The sequence below is a fragment of the Geodermatophilus sp. SYSU D01119 genome, from assembly GCF_054049975.1.
The window spans coordinates 42,610-60,499 of record NZ_JBJGYL010000006.1 but is presented as its reverse complement, the minus strand read 5'-3'; the positions used below and the strand labels follow the sequence as shown (position 1 = coordinate 60,499).

Below are 17,890 nucleotides of genomic sequence, written 5' to 3'. Positions count from 1 at the left end.
CGGATCCGGGCGCGGGACCGACGGGGGACGGCGCGTCGCCGGGGACGCGCCGGGGTCAGCGGACGACGACGACCGCGTCCTGCCGCGGCACGAACTCGCCGATCACCGGGGCACCGGGCACCTCGCCGGCCAGCAGGAGCCCGCCGGAGGTCTGCGCGTCGGCCAGCAGCAGCGCCTCGTCCTCGCCGGCCGCCGACAGGTCGGTGTGCGGCCGCACCCAGTCGAGGTTGCGCCGGGTGCCACCGGAGACGAACCCGTCGGCCAGCGCCTGCCGCGCGCCGGCGAGGTAGGGGACGGCGGCGGCGTCCACCACCGCGGTCACCCCGCTGGCCCGGGCCATCTTGTAGAGGTGGCCGAGCAGGCCGAACCCGGTGACGTCGGTGCCGGCGCGGATGCCCGCGGCGACCGCGGCCCGCGCGGCGTCCCGGTTGAGCGCCGTCATCGAGGCGACTGCCTCCTCGCTCACCTCGCCGGTGGCCTTCATGCGGCTGTTGAGCACGCCGACGCCCAGCGGCTTGGTCAGCGACAACGGCGTGCCGGCGACGGCGGCGTCGTTGCGGATGACCCGGTCGAGGTCGAGCAGTCCGGTGACCGCCATGCCGTACTTGGGCTCGGGGTCGTCGATGGAGTGCCCTCCGCCGACGTGGCAGCCGGCCTCCTGCGCCACCTCCAGCCCGCCGCGCAGCACCTCGGCGGCGAGCTCGGCGGGCAGCACGTCGCGCGGCCAGCCCAGCAGGTTGACGGCGACGACGGGGGTGCCGCCCATGGCGTAGACGTCGGAGAGCGCGTTGGCCGCGGCGATCCGGCCGAACGTGTACGCGTCGTCGACGACCGGGGTGAAGAAGTCGGTGGTGAGCACCAGCCCCTGGCCGCCGGGGATCCGCACGACCGCCGCGTCGTCGCCGTCGTCGAGGCCCACGACCAGCTCGGCGGCGGGGTCGGCCGGGCCGGTGCGGGTGAGGCCCGCGACGACGGCCTCGAGCTCGCCGGGCGGGATCTTGCAGGCGCAGCCGCCCCCGTGGGCGTACTGGGTGAGGCGGACGGTGGCGGGCGCGCTGGTCACCCGGCCGACGCTAGTCCGCCGCGGGTGGACACGTCGGGCGCGCGCGAGGACGCTCGCGGCAGACCCCGGGAGGCCGCCCGTGACCCGCCTGCTGCCCGCCGCGCTGCTGGTGCTGCTCGCGGCCGGCTGCGCGACGGACGCCGGGCCCTCCCCGGCGGCGGCCACGGCGTCGCCGCCCGCCGCCGCGGCGGCCTCGGCCACCGGGTCCGCCGCTCCCACCGCGGCCACGCCGGCGCCCACGGGCTCGGACCCGGCGCTGCGCGCGGAGCTGCTGGCCATGCTCGAACGCGATCAGAGCGGGCGCAGCGGCGGCCCGGACCCGGAGGGCGACGCCGCCCGCACCGAGCGGCTCGCGCAGATCCTCGACGAGCACGGCTGGCCCGGCCGCGACCTGGTGGGGGAGGACGGCGCGGAGGCGGCGTGGGCGATCGCCCAGCACTCCGACCTCGACCCGGCCTTCCAGCAGCGGGCGCTGGAGCTGCTGCGCGCGGCGGTCGCGGAGGGGCGGGCCTCGCCGGGCGATCTCGCCCACCTGACCGACCGGGTGGCGGCGAACACCGGGCAGCCGCAGACCTACGGCACCCAGGTGGCGTGCACGCCGGAGGGCCCCGAGCCGGCGGTGCCGCTGGCCGACGAGGCCGCCGTCGAGCAGCTGCGGGCCGACGCCGGCCTGGACCCCTGGGCGCACTACCTGGAGGAGATGGCCGCGATCTGCGCGGGGGAGTGAGCGGGCCGTAGGCTGCCCGGCGGAGGCGTCAGGGTGCCTGGTGGCCCCCGCGGCCTCTAAAGCCGACGTGGCCGAGCAGCTCGGTCAGGCGGGTTCGATTCCCGTCCGCCTCCGCCAGCCGCCCCGCGGGCCGGCGCGCATACGCTGCGACAGCGATGAGCGCCGACCCGCGGCGGGCAGTGCCCCGCACCGACACGCTGCTGGCCGACCCGGCGCTGGCCGAGGCCGCCGACCGGCTGGGCCGCGACCTGGTGAAGGACGCCGTCCGCGCCGTCCAGTCCCGCGTCCGCGCGGGCGACCTCGCGCCGGACGACGCCGTCGCCGCGGTGCTGGCCGGCCTGCCGTCGACGGCGGCGTCGCTGCGGCCGGTGCTCAACGCCACCGGCGTCCTGGTGCACACCAACCTCGGGCGGGCGCCGCTGTCGCCGGCCGCGGTCGAGGCGGTGGTCGCCGCCAGTGGCACCACCGACGTCGAGCTCGACCTGCGCACCGGCCGCCGCGGGCCGCGCGGGGAGGCGGCGCTGGCGGCGCTGCTCGGCGCGGTGCCCGCCGCCGGGGGCGCGCTCGTGGTGAACAACTGCGCGGCGGCGCTCGCCCTCGTGGCGACCGCGCTCGGCGGTGAGCTCGTCATCGCCCGCGGCGAGCTGGTCGAGATCGGCGACGGCTTCCGCATCCCCGAGCTGCTGGAGTCCACCGGCGCCCGGCTGCGCGAGGTGGGCAGCACCAACCGCGTCGCGCTCGAGGACTACACGCGCGCGGTCGGACCGGGCACCGGCGCGGTGCTCAAGGTGCACCCGTCGAACTTCGTCGTCCGCGGTTTCACCCGTGCCGTCCCGGTCGCCGACCTCGCTGCCGGGCTGGCCGGCACCGGCGTCCCGCTGGTGGCCGACGTCGGCTCCGGGCTGCTGCGCCCGCACCCGGCGCTGCCCGACGAGCCGGACCTGCAGACGACCCTCGCCGACGGCGCCGACCTCGTGCTCTCCAGCGGCGACAAGCTGCTCGGCGGCCCGCAGGCCGGGCTGGTCCTCGGCCGCGCCGACCTCGTCCAGCGGCTGCGCCGGCACCCGCTCTACCGCGCGCTGCGCGTGGACAAGACGACGCTGGCCGCCCTCGAGGCGACGCTGCGCGGCCCGCTGCCGCCGGTGCCGCGGATGCTCGCCGCCGACGTCGCCGGGCTGCGCGCCCGGGCGGAGGCGCTGGCCGCCCGGCTGGCCGCCGCGGGGATCGACGCCCGCGCCGTCGACTCCGCCGCGCGGGTCGGCGGCGGGGGAGCGCCCGAGCACCCGCTGAGCAGCGCCGCCGTCTCGCTGCCGGAGGCCTTCGCCGAGCCGCTGCGGCTCGGCGCGCGCCCGGTGGTCGGGTACGTGGCCGAGGGCCGCACCCTGCTCGACGTGCGCAGCGTCCCGCCGTCGGCCGACGACGACCTCGCCGCCGCGGTGCTGGAGGTGGCCCGCCGGTGGACCTGACCGGCACGGACCTGAGCGGTACGGACGTGAGCGGTACGGACGTGAGCGGCATGGACGTGATCGCCACCGCCGGGCACGTCGACCACGGCAAGTCCACGCTGGTCCGCGCGCTCACCGGGATGGAGCCCGACCGGTGGGAGGAGGAGCGCCGCCGCGGGCTGACCATCGACCTCGGGTTCGCCTGGACGACGCTGCCGTCGGGCCGGGTGCTGGCCGTCGTCGACGTGCCGGGACACGAGCGGTTCGTCGGCAACATGCTCGCCGGCGTCGGGTCGGTGCCCGCGGCGCTCGTGGTGGTGGCGGCCGACGACGGCTGGTCGGCGCAGACCGCTGAGCACGTCGCCGTCCTCGACGCGCTCGGCGTGCGGCACGCGCTGCTCGCCGTCACCAAGGCCGACCTCGCCGACCCGGAGCCGGTGCTCGCCGACGCCACCGAGCGGCTGGCGGCCACGTCGATGGGCGCCGTGCCGGGGGTGGCGGTGAGCGCGCCGTCGGGCCGGGGCGTGCCCGAGCTCGCGGCCGCGCTGGAGGCGTTGCTCGCCCGCCTGCCCGCGCCCGACCCCGCGGCGCCGGTGCGGCTCTGGATCGACCGGGCGTTCCCGATCCGCGGGGCGGGCACGGTGGTCACCGGGACGCTGGCCGCGGGCTCCGTGGCGGCCGGGGACCGGCTGGCGCTGGGCGGCCGGGAGGTGACGGTGCGCGGGGTGCAGTCGCTGGGCCGGCCGGTGGAGCGGGCCCGCGCGACCGCGCGGGTGGCGCTGAACCTGCGGGGCGTCGCCGTCGAGGACCTCTCCCGCGGCGACGCGCTGCTCACGCCCGGCGCGTTCCGGGACACCGCCGAGGTCGACGTCACGCTGGCGCGCGAGCCCGCCGACCGGCTGCCCGCCGAGGCGGTGCTGCACGTGGGGTCGGCGGCGGTGGCCGTGCGGCTGCGGCCGCTCGAGGGGACGGCGGTGCGCCTGCGGCTGGCCGCGCCGCTGCCGCTGCGCGTGGGCGACCGGGTGCTGCTGCGCGACCCCGGCGCCCGGCGGGTGCTCGGCGCCGACGTCCGCGACGTCGCCCCACCGGAGCTGCGCCGCCGCGGTGCCGCGCGGCAGCGGGCCGCCGACCTCTCCGCGCAGTCCGCGGGGCCGGACGGTGCGGCGGCCGACCTCGCCCGCCGCCGGGTGGTGCGGGCCGGCGACTTCACCGCGATGGGCTGGCCGGTGCCCGAGGACGCGGTGCGGGCCGGGCCCTGGCTGCTGGCGCCGGGCCTGGTGGACACGCTGGCCCGCCGGGTGCCGGGGCTGGTCGCGGCGCACCGGCAGGCGCACCCGCTGGAGCCCGGGCCGCCGATCGCCGTCGTGCGCCGCGAGCTGGAGCTGCCGGCCGACGACCTGGTGCCGCTGGTGGTGCGCCCGCCGCTGGCCCTGCGCGAGGGCCGGGTGGTGGTGGCCGCGGCGGGGCTGCCGCCGGCGGTGCAGCGCGCGGTCGACGGGATCCGCGCCCGGCTGGCCGCCGACCCGTTCGCCGCGCCGGACGCCGAGGAGCTCCGCACCGCGCGCCTCGGCCCCCGCGAGCTGGCGGCGGCGGTGCGTGACGGCCAGCTGGTGCGGATCGCCGAGGGGGTCTACCTGGCGCCGGGGGTGGAGGCGGTGGCGCGGGAGCGGCTGGCGGCGGTGCCGTCGCCGTTCACGCTGAGCCAGGCGCGGTCGGCGTGGGGCACGACCCGGCGGGTGGCGGTGCCGCTCATGGAGTGGCTGGACGCCCGCGGGGTGACCGAGCGGCTGCCCGACGCCTCACGCCGGCTGCGCTGATCCCCGCGCCCGGAGGGCCTGAGCTGTCCCGAGCGCGGTCGTGCTCTGCCCACGGGGGCGGGGCAGAGCACGAAGGAGAGGGCGACCGGTGTCCGGCGGGCGGTCGTGCTCTGCCCACGGGGGCGGGGCAGAGCACGAAGGAGAGGGCGACCGGTGTCCGGCGGGCGGTCGTGCTCTGCCTACGGGGGCGGGGCAGAGCACGAGCCAGCCGGGGAGGACACCCGCCGGGGAGGTCAGCCGCCGGCCTCGCGGAGCAGCACGTCACGCGCGTCGCCGTCGTCGAGCAGCGGTCGCGCGTCGGTGTCGAGCGAGGTCACGGTGTCCTCGGGGCGCACCGGCTCGGGCAGGGTGCGGAACCGCTCGCGCGGGTCCTCGGGCGGACCCTGTGGCGGGATGGTCATGGCGGCAGGGTCCCGCGGCGACGGCCCGGGCGCTAGAGCGAGGGCACCCAGCGGGCCGGGCGCTTCTCACGGAACGCCGCGATGCCCTCCTGCCCGTCCTCCCCGGCGAAGGCCCGGGCCGAGAGCTCGAGCAGGTCGTCGAACGAGCCGCGCAGCCCGCCGGCGCGCAGCAGCCGCTTGGTCTCGGCCAGCGCCCACGGCGAGCCGGCCGCCAGCGCCCGCACCTGCACGTCCACGGCGGCGTCGACCTCGTCGTCGGCGGCCACGAGGTCCACGAGCCCGCCCGCGGCCGCGGTCGGCGCGTCGAACACCTCGCCGGTGAGCATCAGCCGGTGCGCCACGTGCGGCAGCATGCGCGGCAGCACCACCGCGGAGATGACCGCGGGCACCAGCCCGAGCCGCACCTCCGACATCCCGAACGTCGCCGAGGACGCCGCCACCACCACGTCGCAGGCCGCCGCGAGCCCCACCCCGCCGGCCCGCGCCGGCCCGCGGACGACGGCCAGCACCGGCTTGGGCGACGTCCAGATCGTCTCCAGCAGGTCGGGCAGCTCGCGCACGCCCTGGTCGCCGGCGCCGGCGCCGGCCGCCTCGGAGAGGTCCATCCCGGAGCAGAAGACCCGCCCGGTGTGGTCGAGCACCACGACGCGGACGGCGTCGTCGGCCAGCGCGTCGTCGAGCGCCGTGCGCAGCTGCGCGCGCATCGCCCGGGACAGCGCGTTGCGGTTCGCGGAGGAGTCCAGGACGAGCCGGGCCACGCCCCCCGCGACGGTCACCTGCAGCAGCCGGTCCTCACCCACGGGTGCAGAGCTCACCCGGGCATCCTGCCCGGGGTGGCGGCGGCGCGGCACACTGGGAGCAGATGACCACCACCCTGCCGCTGCTGCCGGCGCGGCCGCCGGCGGACGACGCGCTGCCGGACGACGCCCGCGAGCACCTGACGACGACGCCCTTCGGCCTCTACGTGCACGTGCCCTTCTGCGCGACGCGCTGCGGCTACTGCGACTTCAACACCTACACCTCCGACGAGCTCGGCCCCGGCGCCAACCGCGCCGAGTACGCCGGCACCGCGATCGCCGAGCTGCGCCGCGCCGCGGAGGTGCTCGGCCCCGACCTGCCTGCGGTCTCCACCGTCTTCGTCGGCGGCGGCACCCCGACCCTGCTGCCCGCCGAGGACCTCGCCGCCGTCATGGCCGCCGTCCGGGAGCTGTTCCCCGTCGCCCCCGGCGTCGAGGTGACCACGGAGGCCAACCCCGAGTCGGTGACCCCCGCGTCGCTCGCGACGCTGCGCGCGGCCGGCTTCACCCGGCTCAGCCTGGGCATGCAGTCCGCGGCCGAGCACGTGCTCGCCGTCCTCGACCGCCGGCACACCCCCGGCCGGGCCGTGCAGGCCGCGCGCGAGGCGGTCGCGGCGGGCTTCGAGCACGTGAACCTCGACCTCATCTACGGCACCCCGGGCGAGACCGACGCCGACTGGGCCGCCTCGCTCGACGCCGTGCTCGCCGCGCCGGTCGACCACGTGAGTGCCTACGCGCTCATCGTCGAGGACGGCACCCGCCTCGCCCGCCGGATCTCCCGCGGCGAGCTGCCCGTGCCCGACGACGACGTCCTCGCCGACCGCTACGTGCAGGCCGACACCGTGCTGCGCGGCGCCGGGTTCGACTGGTACGAGGTCAGCAACTGGTCGCGCGGCGACGCCGCCCGCTGCCGGCACAACGAGCTCTACTGGGCCAACGCCCACTGGTGGGGGATCGGCCCGGGCGCGCACAGCCACGTCGGCGGGGTGCGCTGGTGGAACGTCAAGCACCCGGCCGCCTACGCGCAGCGGCTGGCAGCAGGGGAGAGCCCGATCGCCGACCGCGAGGTGCTCGAGCCCGCCGACCGGGTGCTCGAGACGGTCATGCTCGGCCTGCGGCTGCGCGACGGCCTGCCGCTGACCGCGCTGTCCGACGCCGGCCGGCTGCGCGCCGCGGACGCCGTCGCCCGCGGCCTGCTCGAGCCCGGTGCCCACGAGGCCGGGCGCGCGGTGCTCACCGACCGCGGCCGCCTGCTCGCCGACGCCGTCGTCCGCGACCTCACGGACTGACAGGGGGCTTCCCCGAGGGCCGGTCTGACGGATGTCAGGGCGGACCGGCGACGTCCCGCACTACTGCGCACCCGGGCGCCGCGGCCAGGCTCGCCGCATGCCCCCGAACGCCCTCGACGTCACCGGTCTCACCGTCCGCCACCGCGACGTGCTCGCCGTCGACGGCCTCGACCTGCGCATCGGCCGGGGCGAGACCGTCGCGCTGCTCGGCCCCAACGGCGCCGGCAAGTCCTCCACCGTCTCCGCCGTCCTCGGGCTGGTGCGCCCGGCTGCCGGCACCGTCCGCGTGCTCGGCCGCGCCCCGGCCGACGCCGTCCGCGCCGGCTGCGTCGGCGCGATGCTGCAGCACGGCGGGCTGCCCGGCGAGGCGCGCGTCGGGGAGGTCGTGCACCTGGTCCGCCGCAGCTACCCCGACCCGTGGCCGCTGGACGACCTCGTCGCCACCACCGGGATCGACGGGCTGCTCGGCCGGCCGGTCGACGCGCTGTCGGGCGGTCAGCGCCAGCGGGTGATGCTGGCCCTCGCGCTCGCCGGCCAGCCGCCGCTGCTGCTCCTCGACGAGCCCACCTCGGCCATGGACGTCGAGGGCCGCCGCGCGTTCTGGGCCACGATGCGCGACCTCGCCGCGCGCGGCACCACCGTCGTCTTCGCCACCCACCACCTCGAGGAGGCCGACGCCGTCGCCGACCGCGTGGTCGTCCTCGCCGGCGGCCGGGTCGTCGCCGACGGGTCCTCGGCGGCCGTGCGTTCCGCGGTGTCCGGCCGCAGCGTCCGGCTGACCGCCGCTCACCTGCCCGGCGACGTCCCCGGCGTCACCGCCACCACGCGGCAGGGCGGCGTCGTCACCCTCGCCACCACCGACGTCGAGGCCACCCTGCGCGGCCTGCTCGACGCCGGGATCCCGCTGACCGACCTCGAGGTCCGCGGCGCCAGCCTCGAGGACGCCGTCCTCAGCCTCACGACGGGAGCCGCCCGATGAGCCCGCTGTTCGCCTTCCAGCTGCGCCGGGTCGGTCGCAACCGGCAGTACCTGCTGTTCACCGTCGTCCTGCCGGCGGCGTTCACGGTCTTCTTCACGCAGGTCTTCGCCGGGGCGCCCGGCGGGGTCAGCCAGGAGCAGGCCGCCGCCACGATGGTCTCGATGATGGCCTACGGCGCCATCGGGGCGGCCCTCGGCGCGACGGTCCGGCTGTCGTTCGACCGCGCCTCGGGATGGCTGCGCCAGCTGCGGGTGACGCCGGTGCCGCAGACGACCGTGGTCGCCGTCGACGTGGCCGTCGGCATGCTGCTCACCCTCCCGCCGCTGCTCGTGGTGGCCGGGGTCGGCCGGTTCGTCAACGGCGTGCGGCTCGGCGCCGCGGAGTGGGCCGGGCTGGTCGGCGTGCTGTGGCTCGGCTCGGCGGTGTTCGTCGCGCTCGGCCTGCTGCTCGGCTGGGCGCTGGAGGAGAAGGCGGCCGGCGGCGCGATCGGCATCCTCACCACCGTGCTCGCCGCGCTGGGCGGGCTGTGGGTGCCGGTCGAGCTGTTCCCGTCGGGGCTGCGGGCGTTCGCGCAGGTCCTGCCCTCGTACTGGTACGCCGAGGCCGGCCGGGACGTCGCCGCCGGCGGAGTGCCCGCGCCGCTGCCGCTGGTGCTGCTCACCGGCTTCGCCGTCGCGTTCGCCGCGCTCGCGGTCGGGGTCGCGCGCCGTCGCCCGCTGACCGCCGTCGCCGGCTGATCCGGCTACGGTCCGTCCCCGTGGACGTGCGCAACCGGTGGCGGCAGATCGGCTGGTCCCTGCCCTGGCTGCTGTTCCAGTTCTTCCCCGTCGCCGACCTCGTGTCCACCGACCGGCCCGCGGTGGTGGAGGTCGTCGCCGGCGCCGCCCTGCTGGCGTTCACCGTCGTCTACCTCGACGTGTTCCGCCGGTCGTTCACGAGCTGCAGCACCGAGCCGACCCTGGGCCGGCTGGTGGTGGTCGCGGCGCTCGGCGTCGCGCTCGCCGTCTGGATGGGACCGTCCTGGGCCGGGCTGATGATCTACGTCTCGGCGGCCTCGGCGGCGGCGCTGCCGGAGCGCTGGGTGTGGCCGGCGGTGCTCGCGGCGGCCGCGGTGTGCGCCGCCGTCGTCGCCGCCGACGGCATGCTCGCCAACCTGTTCATCCTCCCGGTGATGTGCCTGCTGACCGCGTTCGCGATGCGCGGCACCCGGCACCTGATCTCGGTCAACACCGAGCTGGCCGCCGCGCGCGAGGAACTGGCGCGCAATGCCGTCGCCGAGGAGCGGCTGCGCTTCGCCCGCGACCTGCACGACCTGCTCGGCCACAGCCTGTCGCTCATCGCGCTCAAGAGCGAGCTCGCCGGCCGGCTGGCCGAGGCCGACCCGGCGCGCGCCCGCACCGAGATGGCCGACGTCGAGGGGGTGGCCCGCCGGGCCCTCGCCGAGGTGCGCGACGCGGTGAGCGGCTACCGGCAGGTCGGCTGCGCCCAGGCGCTCGCCGAGGCCCGGTCGGCGCTGTCCGGCGCGGGCATCGCCGTCCGGTCGCCCTCCCGCGTGCCCGCGCTGCCCGGGCCGGTCGACGCGGCGCTGGGCTGGGTGGTCCGCGAGGCGACGACGAACGTGCTGCGGCACAGCGGCGCCCGCGCGGTCGCCGTCACGCTCACCGACGACGGCGTCGAGGCGGTCCTGACCGTCACCGACGACGGCCGCGGCCCGGCCGAGGACACCGAGCCCGGCTCCGGGCTGGCCGGCCTCGCCGAGCGGGTCGGCAAGCTCGGCGGGGCGCTCACCGGCGGCGCCGGGCGCGACGGCGGCTACGAGTTGCGCGCCGTCCTCCCGCTGGCGCCCGTCCCGGCCGGGACCGCCTCGTGAGCGACGGGGTGAGCGACGGAGGGAGCGGCGGGACGACCGGCGGGGTGATCCGCGTGCTGGTGGCCGAGGACCAGTCGATGGTCCGCGGCGCGCTGCGGGCGCTGCTCGAGCTCGAGCCCGACCTCACCGTCGTCGCCGAGGTCGGCCGCGGCGACGAGGTGCTGGCCGCCGCCCGCGCGCACCGGCCCGACGTCGCCCTGCTCGACATCGAGATGCCCGGGCAGGACGGCATCGAGGCCGCGCGCGAGCTCGCCGCCGAGCTGCCCGGCGTGCGCGCGGTCGTGCTCACCACCTTCGGCCGGCCGGGCTTCCTGCGCCGCGCCATGGAGGTCGGCGCCGCCGGGTTCCTCGTCAAGGACGCCCCCGTGGCGGAGCTGGCGAAGGCGATCCGCGCCGTCGTCGCGGGGGAGCGGGTGATCGACCGCGACCTCGCCGCCGCGGCACTGGCGATCGGGGCGACGCCGCTGTCCGGGCGGGAGGCCGACGTGCTGCGGGAGGCCGCCGACGGCGCCACCGTCGCCGACATCGCCCGGCGGCTCTTCCTGTCCGAGGGCACGGTGCGCAACTACCTGTCCTCGGCGATCGGCAAGACCGGCGCGCGCACCCGGGTGGAGGCCGCCCGCGTCGCCGCGGACAAGGGCTGGCTCTAGACGGTCAGCCGGGGAGGACCCACGGGGCGCTGCCGAACGGGGCGCCGGTCTGCTTCCCGCAGTGCCGGCAGACCTCGTCGTCCGGCCCGGAGGGCCGCTCACCGTCGGGGTGGCGCCGGACGTAGGAGTGCATCCCGAACCGGCACCGCAGTGGTCTGCGACTCATGCGCCGACGCTAGGAGCGGCCGACCCCGCCGGACAGAGCAGGAGGACCCGCCCGGGCCGGCCTACAGCGCCAGCTTCATCCCGACGTGCGAGGCCTCGAAGCCCAACCGCTCGTAGAAGCGGCGGGCGTCCGGACGGCGGACGTCGGTGGTGAGCTGCAGCAGCGCCGCGCCCCGGCGGCGGGCCTCCGCGGCGCACCAGCGCAGCATCGCCTCGCCGAGCCCCTGCCCGCGGGCCGCCGCGGCCACCCGCACGCCCTCGACCTGCGCGCGCAGCGCCCCGCCCCGGGACAACCCCGGCAGGAACGACAGCTGCAGCGTGCCGACGACCGTGCCACCGCCGTCGGCGACGACGAGCAGGTGCGCGTGGTCGGCGTCGACGGCGGCGAACGCCCGCTCGTACGGCGCCGGGTCGGTGCTCTCCCGGCCGGCGCCGAGCACGTCGTCGGTCAGCAGCGCGACGACGGCCGGCAGGTCGGCGGCCACCGCGCGGCGCAGCACGACGCCGCTGCCGAGGTCGGCCAGGGGAGCGCTCAGAGGGGCCGGCCCGGGTCGGCGGGCATCAGCGCGTCGAGGTCCAGCACCCGCACGTGGATCACGGTGCGCTGCTGCAGCGCCGCCCGCAGCGCCCGGTGCAGCCCGTCCTCGAGGTAGAGGTCGCCGTGCCACTGGACGGCGTGCGGGAACAGGTCGCCGTAGAACGTGGAGTCGTCGGCCAGCAGCGTGTCCAGCGCCAGCTCGCTCTTGGTGGTGACCAGCGTGTCGAGCCGGATCTGACGGGGCGGGATCATCGCCCAGTCCTTGGTGGACAGGCCGTGCTCGGGATAGGGACGCCCGTTGCGCACCGCTTTGAAGATCAGGGCCCGACCTCCGTCCGACCACCCCGCACCGGCACCGTCCGCGGCCACCCTATCCACCGCCGGGGGAGCCCGCCGCCGCCCCCCGGAGGGTGTGGCGTGCGTCCGGCTCCGCGACGGAACGCCCCGCCGGTCGTATGCTGGGCTGGCACTCAGTCCGTGCGAGTGCCAGCCCTCCGGGCCGCCGGCGCCGCCGCCGGGGCTCCCCGCGGCGGCCCGCACGGCAGACGTCGACCGGTACGGGGAGGTGTCACCGTGGCGCACGACGAACGCCGGCTCCAGGTCCTGCGGGCCATCGTCCAGGACTACGTCTCCACCAACGACCCGGTGGGCAGCAAGGCGCTGGCCGACCGCCACGACCTGGGCGTCTCGCCCGCCACCATCCGCAACGACATGGCGGTGCTCGAGGAGCAGGGCTACATCACCCAGCCGCACACCAGCGCCGGCCGGGTGCCCACCGACAAGGGCTACCGCCTGTTCGTCGACCGGCTGTCGTCGGTCAAGCCGCTGTCGGGCGCCGAGCGCAAGGCGATCGAGCGGTTCCTCGACGGCGCCGTCGACCTGCACGACGTCCTCGGCCGCACGGTGCGGCTGCTCGCGCAGCTGACCCACCAGGTCGCCGTCGTCCAGTACCCGACCCTGTCGCGCAGCGCCGTGCGGCACCTCGAGGTGGTGCAGCTGACCGGCTCGCGGCTGCTGCTGGTGCTCATCACCGACACCGGCCGGGTCGAGCAGCGGGTGGTCGAGTGCCCCGCCGACGTGGCCCGCGACGACGTCGCCGACCTGCGGGCGCTGCTCAACTCCGCGTTCACCGGCGCGCGCCTGGCCGACGCGGGCGGCAAGGTGCCCGAGCTGCTCGACACCGCCCCGCCGCACCTGCGCGCCCTGGTCGCCGCGGTGAGCGCCGCGCTGGTGGAGACGCTGGTGGAGCCGGGGGAGGACCGGCTGGTGGTCGGCGGGACGGCGAACCTCGCGCGGGTCGCCGTCGACTTCCCCGGCAGCCTGCGGCCGCTGCTCGAGGCGCTCGAGGAGCAGGTCGTGGTGCTCAAGCTGATCAGCGAGGTCGACGCCGGGGGCACGGTGCTCGTGCGCATCGGCGAGGAGAACGCCCACGAGGCGCTCGCGGGTGCGTCGGTCGTCTCCGTCGGGTACGGCACCGGCGACCGCGCACTGGGCGGGCTCGGCATCGTGGGCCCGACCCGCATGGACTATCCGGGCAACATGGCCGCGGTGCGCGCCGTGGCCCGCTACGTCGGCCACCTGCTGGCCGAGAGCTGAGGTCAGTACACCTGATGGCAACCGACTACTACGGCGTCCTGGGGCTCGCCCGGGGCGCGTCCGACGCCGATATCAAGAAGGCCTACCGGCGGCTGGCGCGCGACCTGCACCCCGACGTCAACCCCGACCCCGAGGCCAAGGAGCGCTTCCAGGAGGTCAGCCGCGCCTACCAGGCGCTGACCGACCCGGACAAGCGCCGCATCGTCGACCTCGGCGGCGACCCGTTCGACAGCAGCGCCGGGGCCGGCGCCGGCTCCCCGTTCGGCGGGGCCGGCTTCGGCGGGCTCGGCGACATCATGGACGCCTTCTTCGGCGGCGGGGTGGGCGGCCGCGGCCCCCGCAGCCGGGTGCGCGCCGGTGACGACGCGCTCATCGTGCTCGAGCTCGACCTGGAGCAGACGGTCTTCGGCACGACCGAGGACATCACCGTCGACACCGCGGTGCTGTGCGGCACCTGCAGCGGCGCCGGCACCGCCCCGGGCACCCACCCGACCACCTGCACCACCTGCTCCGGCCGCGGCGAGGTGCAGAGCGTGCAGCGCTCGTTCCTCGGCCAGGTCGTCTCCACCCGTCCGTGCCCGACCTGCGCCGGCACCGGCCAGGTCATCCCCGACCCGTGCCCCGAGTGCGGCAGCGAGGGCCGGGTGCGCGCCCGCCGGACCATCCCGGTCAAGGTGCCCGCCGGCGTCGAGGACGGCATGCGGATCCGGCTCACCGGCCGCGGCGAGGTGGGTCCCGGCGGCGGCCCGGCCGGCGACCTCTACGTCGAGATCCGGGAGCGCCCGCACGAGGTCTTCACCCGCGACGGCGAGGACCTGCACTGCCACGTGGCGCTGCCGATGACGGCCGCGGCACTGGGCACCACGCTGCCGCTGACGCTCCTCGACGGCGAGGAGACCGACGTCGACGTCCGCCCGGGCACGCAGGCGGGCACCGTGCTCACCCTGCGCGGCAAGGGCGCGCCGCGGCTGCGCGCCACCGGCCGGGGCAACCTGCAGGTGCACGTCGACGTGCAGACCCCGACCAAGCTCGACGCCGAGCAGGAGAAGCTGCTGCGCGAGCTCGCCGCCCTGCGCGGGGAGGACCGCCGCGAGCCGGCCGCGGAGGGCCACGGCGGCCTGTTCTCCCGCGTCCGGAAGCCGTTCCGGTGACGGCCCCGGCCACCGACGACCAGCACCCGGTGCAGGACGGCTCGCCGCTGTTCCTGCTCGACGAGCTGCCCGAGGCGGCCGAGGTCCTCGTCGACGGCGCCGAGGGCCGGCACGCCGTCGACGTCCTCCGGCTGGCGGCCGGGGAGCCGGTGCGGGTCGGCGACGGGCGCGGCACCGTCGTCGAGGGCACCGTCCTCGACGCCGGTGCGCGCGGCCTGCGCGTCCAGGTGACCGCCCGCCACGAGGTGCCCGCGCCGGAGCCGGAGTTCCTGCTCGTGCAGGCGCTGCCCAAGGGCGACCGCGGGCAGCTGGCCGTGGAGCTGGCCACCGAGCTCGGCGTCGACCGGATCGTCCCGTGGGCCGCGGCCCGCTGCGTGACCCGCTGGCGCGAGGACCGGGTCGACAAGGGCCTGGCCAAGTGGCGGGCGGCGGCGCGGGCGGCGGCCAAGCAGTCGCGCCGGCCGCGGGTGCCCGAGGTGGGCGAGCTGATGACCACCCGGCAGGTGTGCGGCGAGCTGGCCGACGTCGACCTCGCCCTGGTGCTGCACGAGCAGGCCCGCCGCCCGCTGTCCGGCGTCGCCGTGCCGGAGAGCGGCACGGTGGCCGTGGTGGTGGGCCCCGAGGGCGGGCTCACCGACGGCGAGGTGGTGGCCCTGCGCGCCGCCGGCGCCCAGCCCGTGCGGCTCGGCCCCGAGGTGCTGCGCACCTCCACCGCCGGCGCCGCCGCGCTCGCCGCCCTGTCGGTCCGCACCCGCTGGGCCTGAGCGACGCAGCACGATCAGGCTGCCTGGTCGTGCCGCGTCCTGGCTCACCTCCCGCGCTGAGCCAGGACGCGGTGCGCTGATCCCGGCTGATCGTGCGCGGCCACAGAGCACGGCGCCCCGCCGGGTCGCTGACCGGCCCATCCTGGCCCGCGGTGCCCGCCCCCGCCCCCTAGGGTCGGGGAGGTGAGCGACTGCCTCTTCTGCCGGATCGTCGCCAGGGAGATCCCGGCCGACGTCGTGCACGAGACCGACCGCACGCTGGCCTTCCGCGACGTCAACCCGCAGGCCCCGACGCACGTCCTGGTCATCCCCAAGGACCACCACGCGACCGCGGGGCTGCTCGTGGGCGCCGACCCGCAGCTGCTGGCCGAGGTCGTGGCGGCCGCGCACGCCGTCGCCGTCCAGGAGGGCCTCGCGACGCAGGACGGACCCGAGCCCGGCTACCGCCTGGTGGCCAACACCGGCCCCGCGGCGGGGCAGACCGTCCACCACCTGCACCTCCACGTCCTGGGCGGCCGCTCCCTGGGCTGGCCGCCCGGCTGAGCCGCCGGAGAGGGCCCCGGCCGGGGCTGGCAGGGTGGCGGGCATGACCGACAGCGCCGTCGCCCCCGTCCGGATCGAGCGCGACGGCGACGTCGCCGTCGTCGTGCTGGACCGGCCGCCGCTGAACCTGTTCGACGAGTCGGTGTTCGCCGCGCTGGAGCAGGTGGCCGCCGAACTGGTCGCGCTCACCGCCCCCGGCCGCGCCGACCGCGCCCGCGCCGTGCTGGTCGAGGCCCGCGGGAAGGTCGTCTCCGGCGGGGTCGACGTCACCGCCTTCCGGGCCATCGCCGAGGGCCCCGACCCGGCCGGGGAGGGCGCGGCGCTGTGGGCCCGGCTGCTGCGGGTGGCGCAGACGGTCGAGGACCTCCCCGTCCCCACGGTGTTCGCCGCGCACGGCCTCACCCTCACCGCCGCGTTCGAGCTGGCGCTCGCCTGCGACGTGCTGCTGGCCGCCGAGCGGGCGTCGTTCGGGCTGGTCGAGATCGTCGTCGGGCTGACGCCGTCGATGGGCGGGCCGCAGCGGCTGGCCGAGCGCGCCGGCCCCGCGCGGGCCAAGGAGCTGGTCTTCACCGGCGAGCGCTACCCGGCCGCGGTGCTCGAGCGCTGGGACGTGGTGAACCGGGTGCTGCCCGACGAGGGCTTCGCCGAGGCCGCCCGCGAGTACGCCTCCCGGGTCGCCGCCGGCCCGACCCTCGCGCACGCGGCCACCAAGCGGCTGGTGGCCACCGCCGTCCGCCACGGCGCCCGCGCCGCCGACGACGTGACGCCGCAGGTCTCCGGCCCGCTGTTCGCCACCGAGGACCTGCGCGGCGCCGTCGTCTCCTTCCTCGAGGACGGCCCCGGGAAGGCCACCTACCGCGGGCGGTGACGCCCGTCCGGGCGGGATTCCCGCTCGACGCGCGCGGGTAGAGTCCAGGGGTCTCATCCCCGTGCCAGGAAGGCAGGGTCGAGGGTTCTTGCCCGACACCTCCCCGAACGTCCCCGTGCCGGGCGCCCCCACGTCCCGCGAGGCCTCCGCCCAGGCCGTCGCCGCGGACAGCGCCAGCACCCTCGCGAGCGCCGCCCCCGCCGCGGTCCGCGCCACCATCACCGTCCCGGACTCCGTCTCGATGGTCGCCCTGCTCGGCTCCGGCGACGAGCTGCTGCGCCTGGTCGAGGGCGAGCTCGACGCCGACGTGCACGTGCGCGGCAACGAGATCGCCGTGACCGGCCAGCCGGCCGACAACGCCTTCGCCGTGCGCGTCTTCGACGAGCTGATCGCGCTGCTCGGCACCGGCCAGGCGCTGCGGCCCGACTCGGTGCGCCGCGTCATCGGCATGCTCAAGACCGGCGGCTCCGAGCGCCCGGCCGACGTGCTGAGCCTCGACATCATCAGCCGGCGGGGCCGCACCATCCGGCCCAAGACGCTGAACCAGAAGCGCTACGTCGACGCGATCGACCAGCACACCATCGTCTTCGGCATCGGCCCGGCCGGTACCGGCAAGACGTACCTGGCGATGGCCAAGGCCGTGCAGGCGCTGCAGACCAAGCAGGTCAACCGGATCATCCTCACCCGGCCCGCGGTCGAGGCCGGCGAGCGCCTGGGCTACCTGCCCGGCACGCTCAGCGAGAAGATCGACCCCTACCTGCGGCCGCTCTACGACGCGCTGCACGACATGGTCGACCCGGAGTCGATCCCACGGCTCATGCAGTCCGGCACGATCGAGGTCGCCCCGCTGGCCTACATGCGCGGGCGCACGCTCAACGACGCGTTCGTCATCCTCGACGAGGCGCAGAACACCACCGCCGAGCAGATGAAGATGTTCCTCACCCGCCTCGGCTTCGGCTCGAAGATCGTCGTCACCGGTGACGTCACGCAGGTCGACCTGCCCGGCGGCGCGCAGAGCGGCCTCAAGGTGGTGCGGGAGATCCTCGACGGCGTCGAGGACGTGCACTTCGCCAACCTGACCAGCTCCGACGTCGTCCGCCACCGCCTGGTCGGCGACATCGTCGACGCCTACGAGCGCTGGGACGCCGCGCACCAGCAGGGCGCCGGCCGTCCCGCCGTCCCCGCGCGGCCCGGCCGGCCGACGCGCCGGCAGGGGAGCTGAGCGCC

General features: G+C 77.3%; 20 protein-coding genes and 1 tRNA gene. 15 read left to right on the top strand and 6 right to left on the bottom strand.

The window, feature by feature from the left end; translation table 11 throughout:
• Positions 1-55 precede the first annotated feature (55 nt).
• On the bottom strand, positions 56-1,063 hold the full coding sequence (gene selD / locus ACI79X_RS06195; RefSeq protein ID WP_457024548.1) for a selenide, water dikinase SelD: 1,008 nt from the start codon (positions 1,061-1,063) through the stop codon (positions 56-58).
• 79 nt (positions 1,064-1,142) lie between these two features.
• On the opposite strand from selD, the gene ACI79X_RS06190 reads away from it, so the two are divergent.
• The 4 genes from ACI79X_RS06190 to selB all read left to right on the top strand — a co-directional run bounded on the left by ACI79X_RS06190 (position 1,143) and on the right by selB (position 5,052).
• Positions 1,143-1,790: a DUF6624 domain-containing protein gene (locus ACI79X_RS06190; RefSeq protein WP_457024547.1), complete on the top strand. Its 648-nt coding sequence runs from the start codon at positions 1,143-1,145 to the stop codon at positions 1,788-1,790.
• A 21-nt stretch (positions 1,791-1,811) separates the two neighbouring features.
• Positions 1,812-1,907 (top strand) — tRNA-OTHER (locus ACI79X_RS06185).
• 38 nt (positions 1,908-1,945) lie between these two features.
• The gene (gene selA, locus ACI79X_RS06180; protein WP_457024546.1) at positions 1,946-3,256 is read left to right on the top strand and encodes an L-seryl-tRNA(Sec) selenium transferase; all 1,311 of its coding nucleotides are present in this window, start codon (positions 1,946-1,948) and stop codon (positions 3,254-3,256) included.
• Between the two features lie 26 nt (positions 3,257-3,282).
• Positions 3,283-5,052, top strand: a complete 1,770-nt coding sequence (gene selB / locus ACI79X_RS06175; RefSeq protein WP_457024545.1) for a selenocysteine-specific translation elongation factor — start codon at positions 3,283-3,285, stop codon at positions 5,050-5,052.
• A gap of 233 nt (positions 5,053-5,285) precedes the next feature.
• Here selB and ACI79X_RS06170 read toward each other — a convergent pair whose 3' ends face one another.
• The gene (locus ACI79X_RS06170; protein WP_457024544.1) at positions 5,286-5,453 is read right to left on the bottom strand and encodes a hypothetical protein; all 168 of its coding nucleotides are present in this window, start codon (positions 5,451-5,453) and stop codon (positions 5,286-5,288) included.
• 32 nt (positions 5,454-5,485) lie between these two features.
• Positions 5,486-6,268 (bottom strand): enoyl-CoA hydratase-related protein, encoded by a 783-nt coding sequence (locus ACI79X_RS06165; protein ID WP_457024543.1) that lies wholly within the window; start codon positions 6,266-6,268, stop codon positions 5,486-5,488.
• A 47-nt stretch (positions 6,269-6,315) separates the two neighbouring features.
• Between ACI79X_RS06165 and hemW the strand changes: the two genes are divergently transcribed.
• The 5 genes from hemW (at position 6,316) to ACI79X_RS06140 (ending at position 11,038) form a co-directional block, all read left to right on the top strand.
• Positions 6,316-7,539, top strand: a complete 1,224-nt coding sequence (gene hemW, locus ACI79X_RS06160; RefSeq protein WP_457024542.1) for a radical SAM family heme chaperone HemW — start codon at positions 6,316-6,318, stop codon at positions 7,537-7,539.
• A 97-nt stretch (positions 7,540-7,636) separates the two neighbouring features.
• The gene (locus tag ACI79X_RS06155) at positions 7,637-8,518 is read left to right on the top strand and encodes an ABC transporter ATP-binding protein (RefSeq protein WP_457024541.1); all 882 of its coding nucleotides are present in this window, start codon (positions 7,637-7,639) and stop codon (positions 8,516-8,518) included.
• Entirely contained in the window at positions 8,515-9,255 is a 741-nt protein-coding gene (locus tag ACI79X_RS06150; RefSeq protein ID WP_457024540.1) for an ABC transporter permease, read from the top strand. The genes ACI79X_RS06155 and ACI79X_RS06150 overlap by 4 nt, the downstream gene beginning before the upstream one ends.
• A 20-nt stretch (positions 9,256-9,275) precedes the next feature.
• A complete protein-coding gene (locus ACI79X_RS06145; protein ID WP_457024539.1) occupies positions 9,276-10,388 on the top strand; it encodes a sensor histidine kinase in 1,113 nt (370 codons plus the stop codon).
• Positions 10,389-10,396: 8 nt separating this feature from the next.
• Positions 10,397-11,038: a response regulator gene (locus tag ACI79X_RS06140; protein ID WP_457024538.1), complete on the top strand. Its 642-nt coding sequence runs from the start codon at positions 10,397-10,399 to the stop codon at positions 11,036-11,038.
• Between the two features lie 4 nt (positions 11,039-11,042).
• Here ACI79X_RS06140 and ACI79X_RS06135 read toward each other — a convergent pair whose 3' ends face one another.
• The 3 genes from ACI79X_RS06135 to ACI79X_RS06125 all read right to left on the bottom strand — a co-directional run bounded on the left by ACI79X_RS06135 (position 11,043) and on the right by ACI79X_RS06125 (position 12,110).
• Entirely contained in the window at positions 11,043-11,204 is a 162-nt protein-coding gene (locus ACI79X_RS06135; RefSeq protein ID WP_457024537.1) for a hypothetical protein, read from the bottom strand.
• Positions 11,205-11,265: 61 nt separating this feature from the next.
• Positions 11,266-11,703 carry an N-acetyltransferase family protein gene (locus tag ACI79X_RS06130; protein WP_457024536.1) on the bottom strand — a complete coding sequence of 146 codons (438 nt, stop codon included), beginning with the start codon at positions 11,701-11,703 and terminating at the stop codon, positions 11,266-11,268.
• A gap of 32 nt (positions 11,704-11,735) precedes the next feature.
• The gene (locus ACI79X_RS06125; protein ID WP_457024535.1) at positions 11,736-12,110 is read right to left on the bottom strand and encodes a type II toxin-antitoxin system VapB family antitoxin; all 375 of its coding nucleotides are present in this window, start codon (positions 12,108-12,110) and stop codon (positions 11,736-11,738) included.
• A 204-nt stretch (positions 12,111-12,314) separates the two neighbouring features.
• On the opposite strand from ACI79X_RS06125, the gene hrcA reads away from it, so the two are divergent.
• From hrcA to ACI79X_RS06095, 6 genes are all read left to right on the top strand, one after another.
• On the top strand, positions 12,315-13,337 hold the full coding sequence (gene hrcA / locus ACI79X_RS06120) for a heat-inducible transcriptional repressor HrcA (protein WP_457024534.1): 1,023 nt from the start codon (positions 12,315-12,317) through the stop codon (positions 13,335-13,337).
• A 14-nt stretch (positions 13,338-13,351) separates the two neighbouring features.
• Positions 13,352-14,488 carry a molecular chaperone DnaJ gene (gene dnaJ, locus ACI79X_RS06115; RefSeq protein ID WP_457024533.1) on the top strand — a complete coding sequence of 379 codons (1,137 nt, stop codon included), beginning with the start codon at positions 13,352-13,354 and terminating at the stop codon, positions 14,486-14,488.
• On the top strand, positions 14,485-15,252 hold the full coding sequence (locus ACI79X_RS06110) for a 16S rRNA (uracil(1498)-N(3))-methyltransferase (RefSeq protein WP_457024532.1): 768 nt from the start codon (positions 14,485-14,487) through the stop codon (positions 15,250-15,252). The genes dnaJ and ACI79X_RS06110 overlap by 4 nt, the downstream gene beginning before the upstream one ends.
• A 183-nt stretch (positions 15,253-15,435) precedes the next feature.
• Positions 15,436-15,795, top strand: a complete 360-nt coding sequence (locus ACI79X_RS06105; RefSeq protein ID WP_457024531.1) for a histidine triad nucleotide-binding protein — start codon at positions 15,436-15,438, stop codon at positions 15,793-15,795.
• A 43-nt stretch (positions 15,796-15,838) separates the two neighbouring features.
• Positions 15,839-16,663 carry an enoyl-CoA hydratase/isomerase family protein gene (locus ACI79X_RS06100; protein ID WP_457024530.1) on the top strand — a complete coding sequence of 275 codons (825 nt, stop codon included), beginning with the start codon at positions 15,839-15,841 and terminating at the stop codon, positions 16,661-16,663.
• Between the two features lie 88 nt (positions 16,664-16,751).
• Positions 16,752-17,885, top strand: coding sequence for a PhoH family protein (locus tag ACI79X_RS06095; RefSeq protein WP_457024529.1), 1,134 nt, complete (start codon positions 16,752-16,754; stop codon positions 17,883-17,885).
• Positions 17,886-17,890 lie beyond the last annotated feature (5 nt).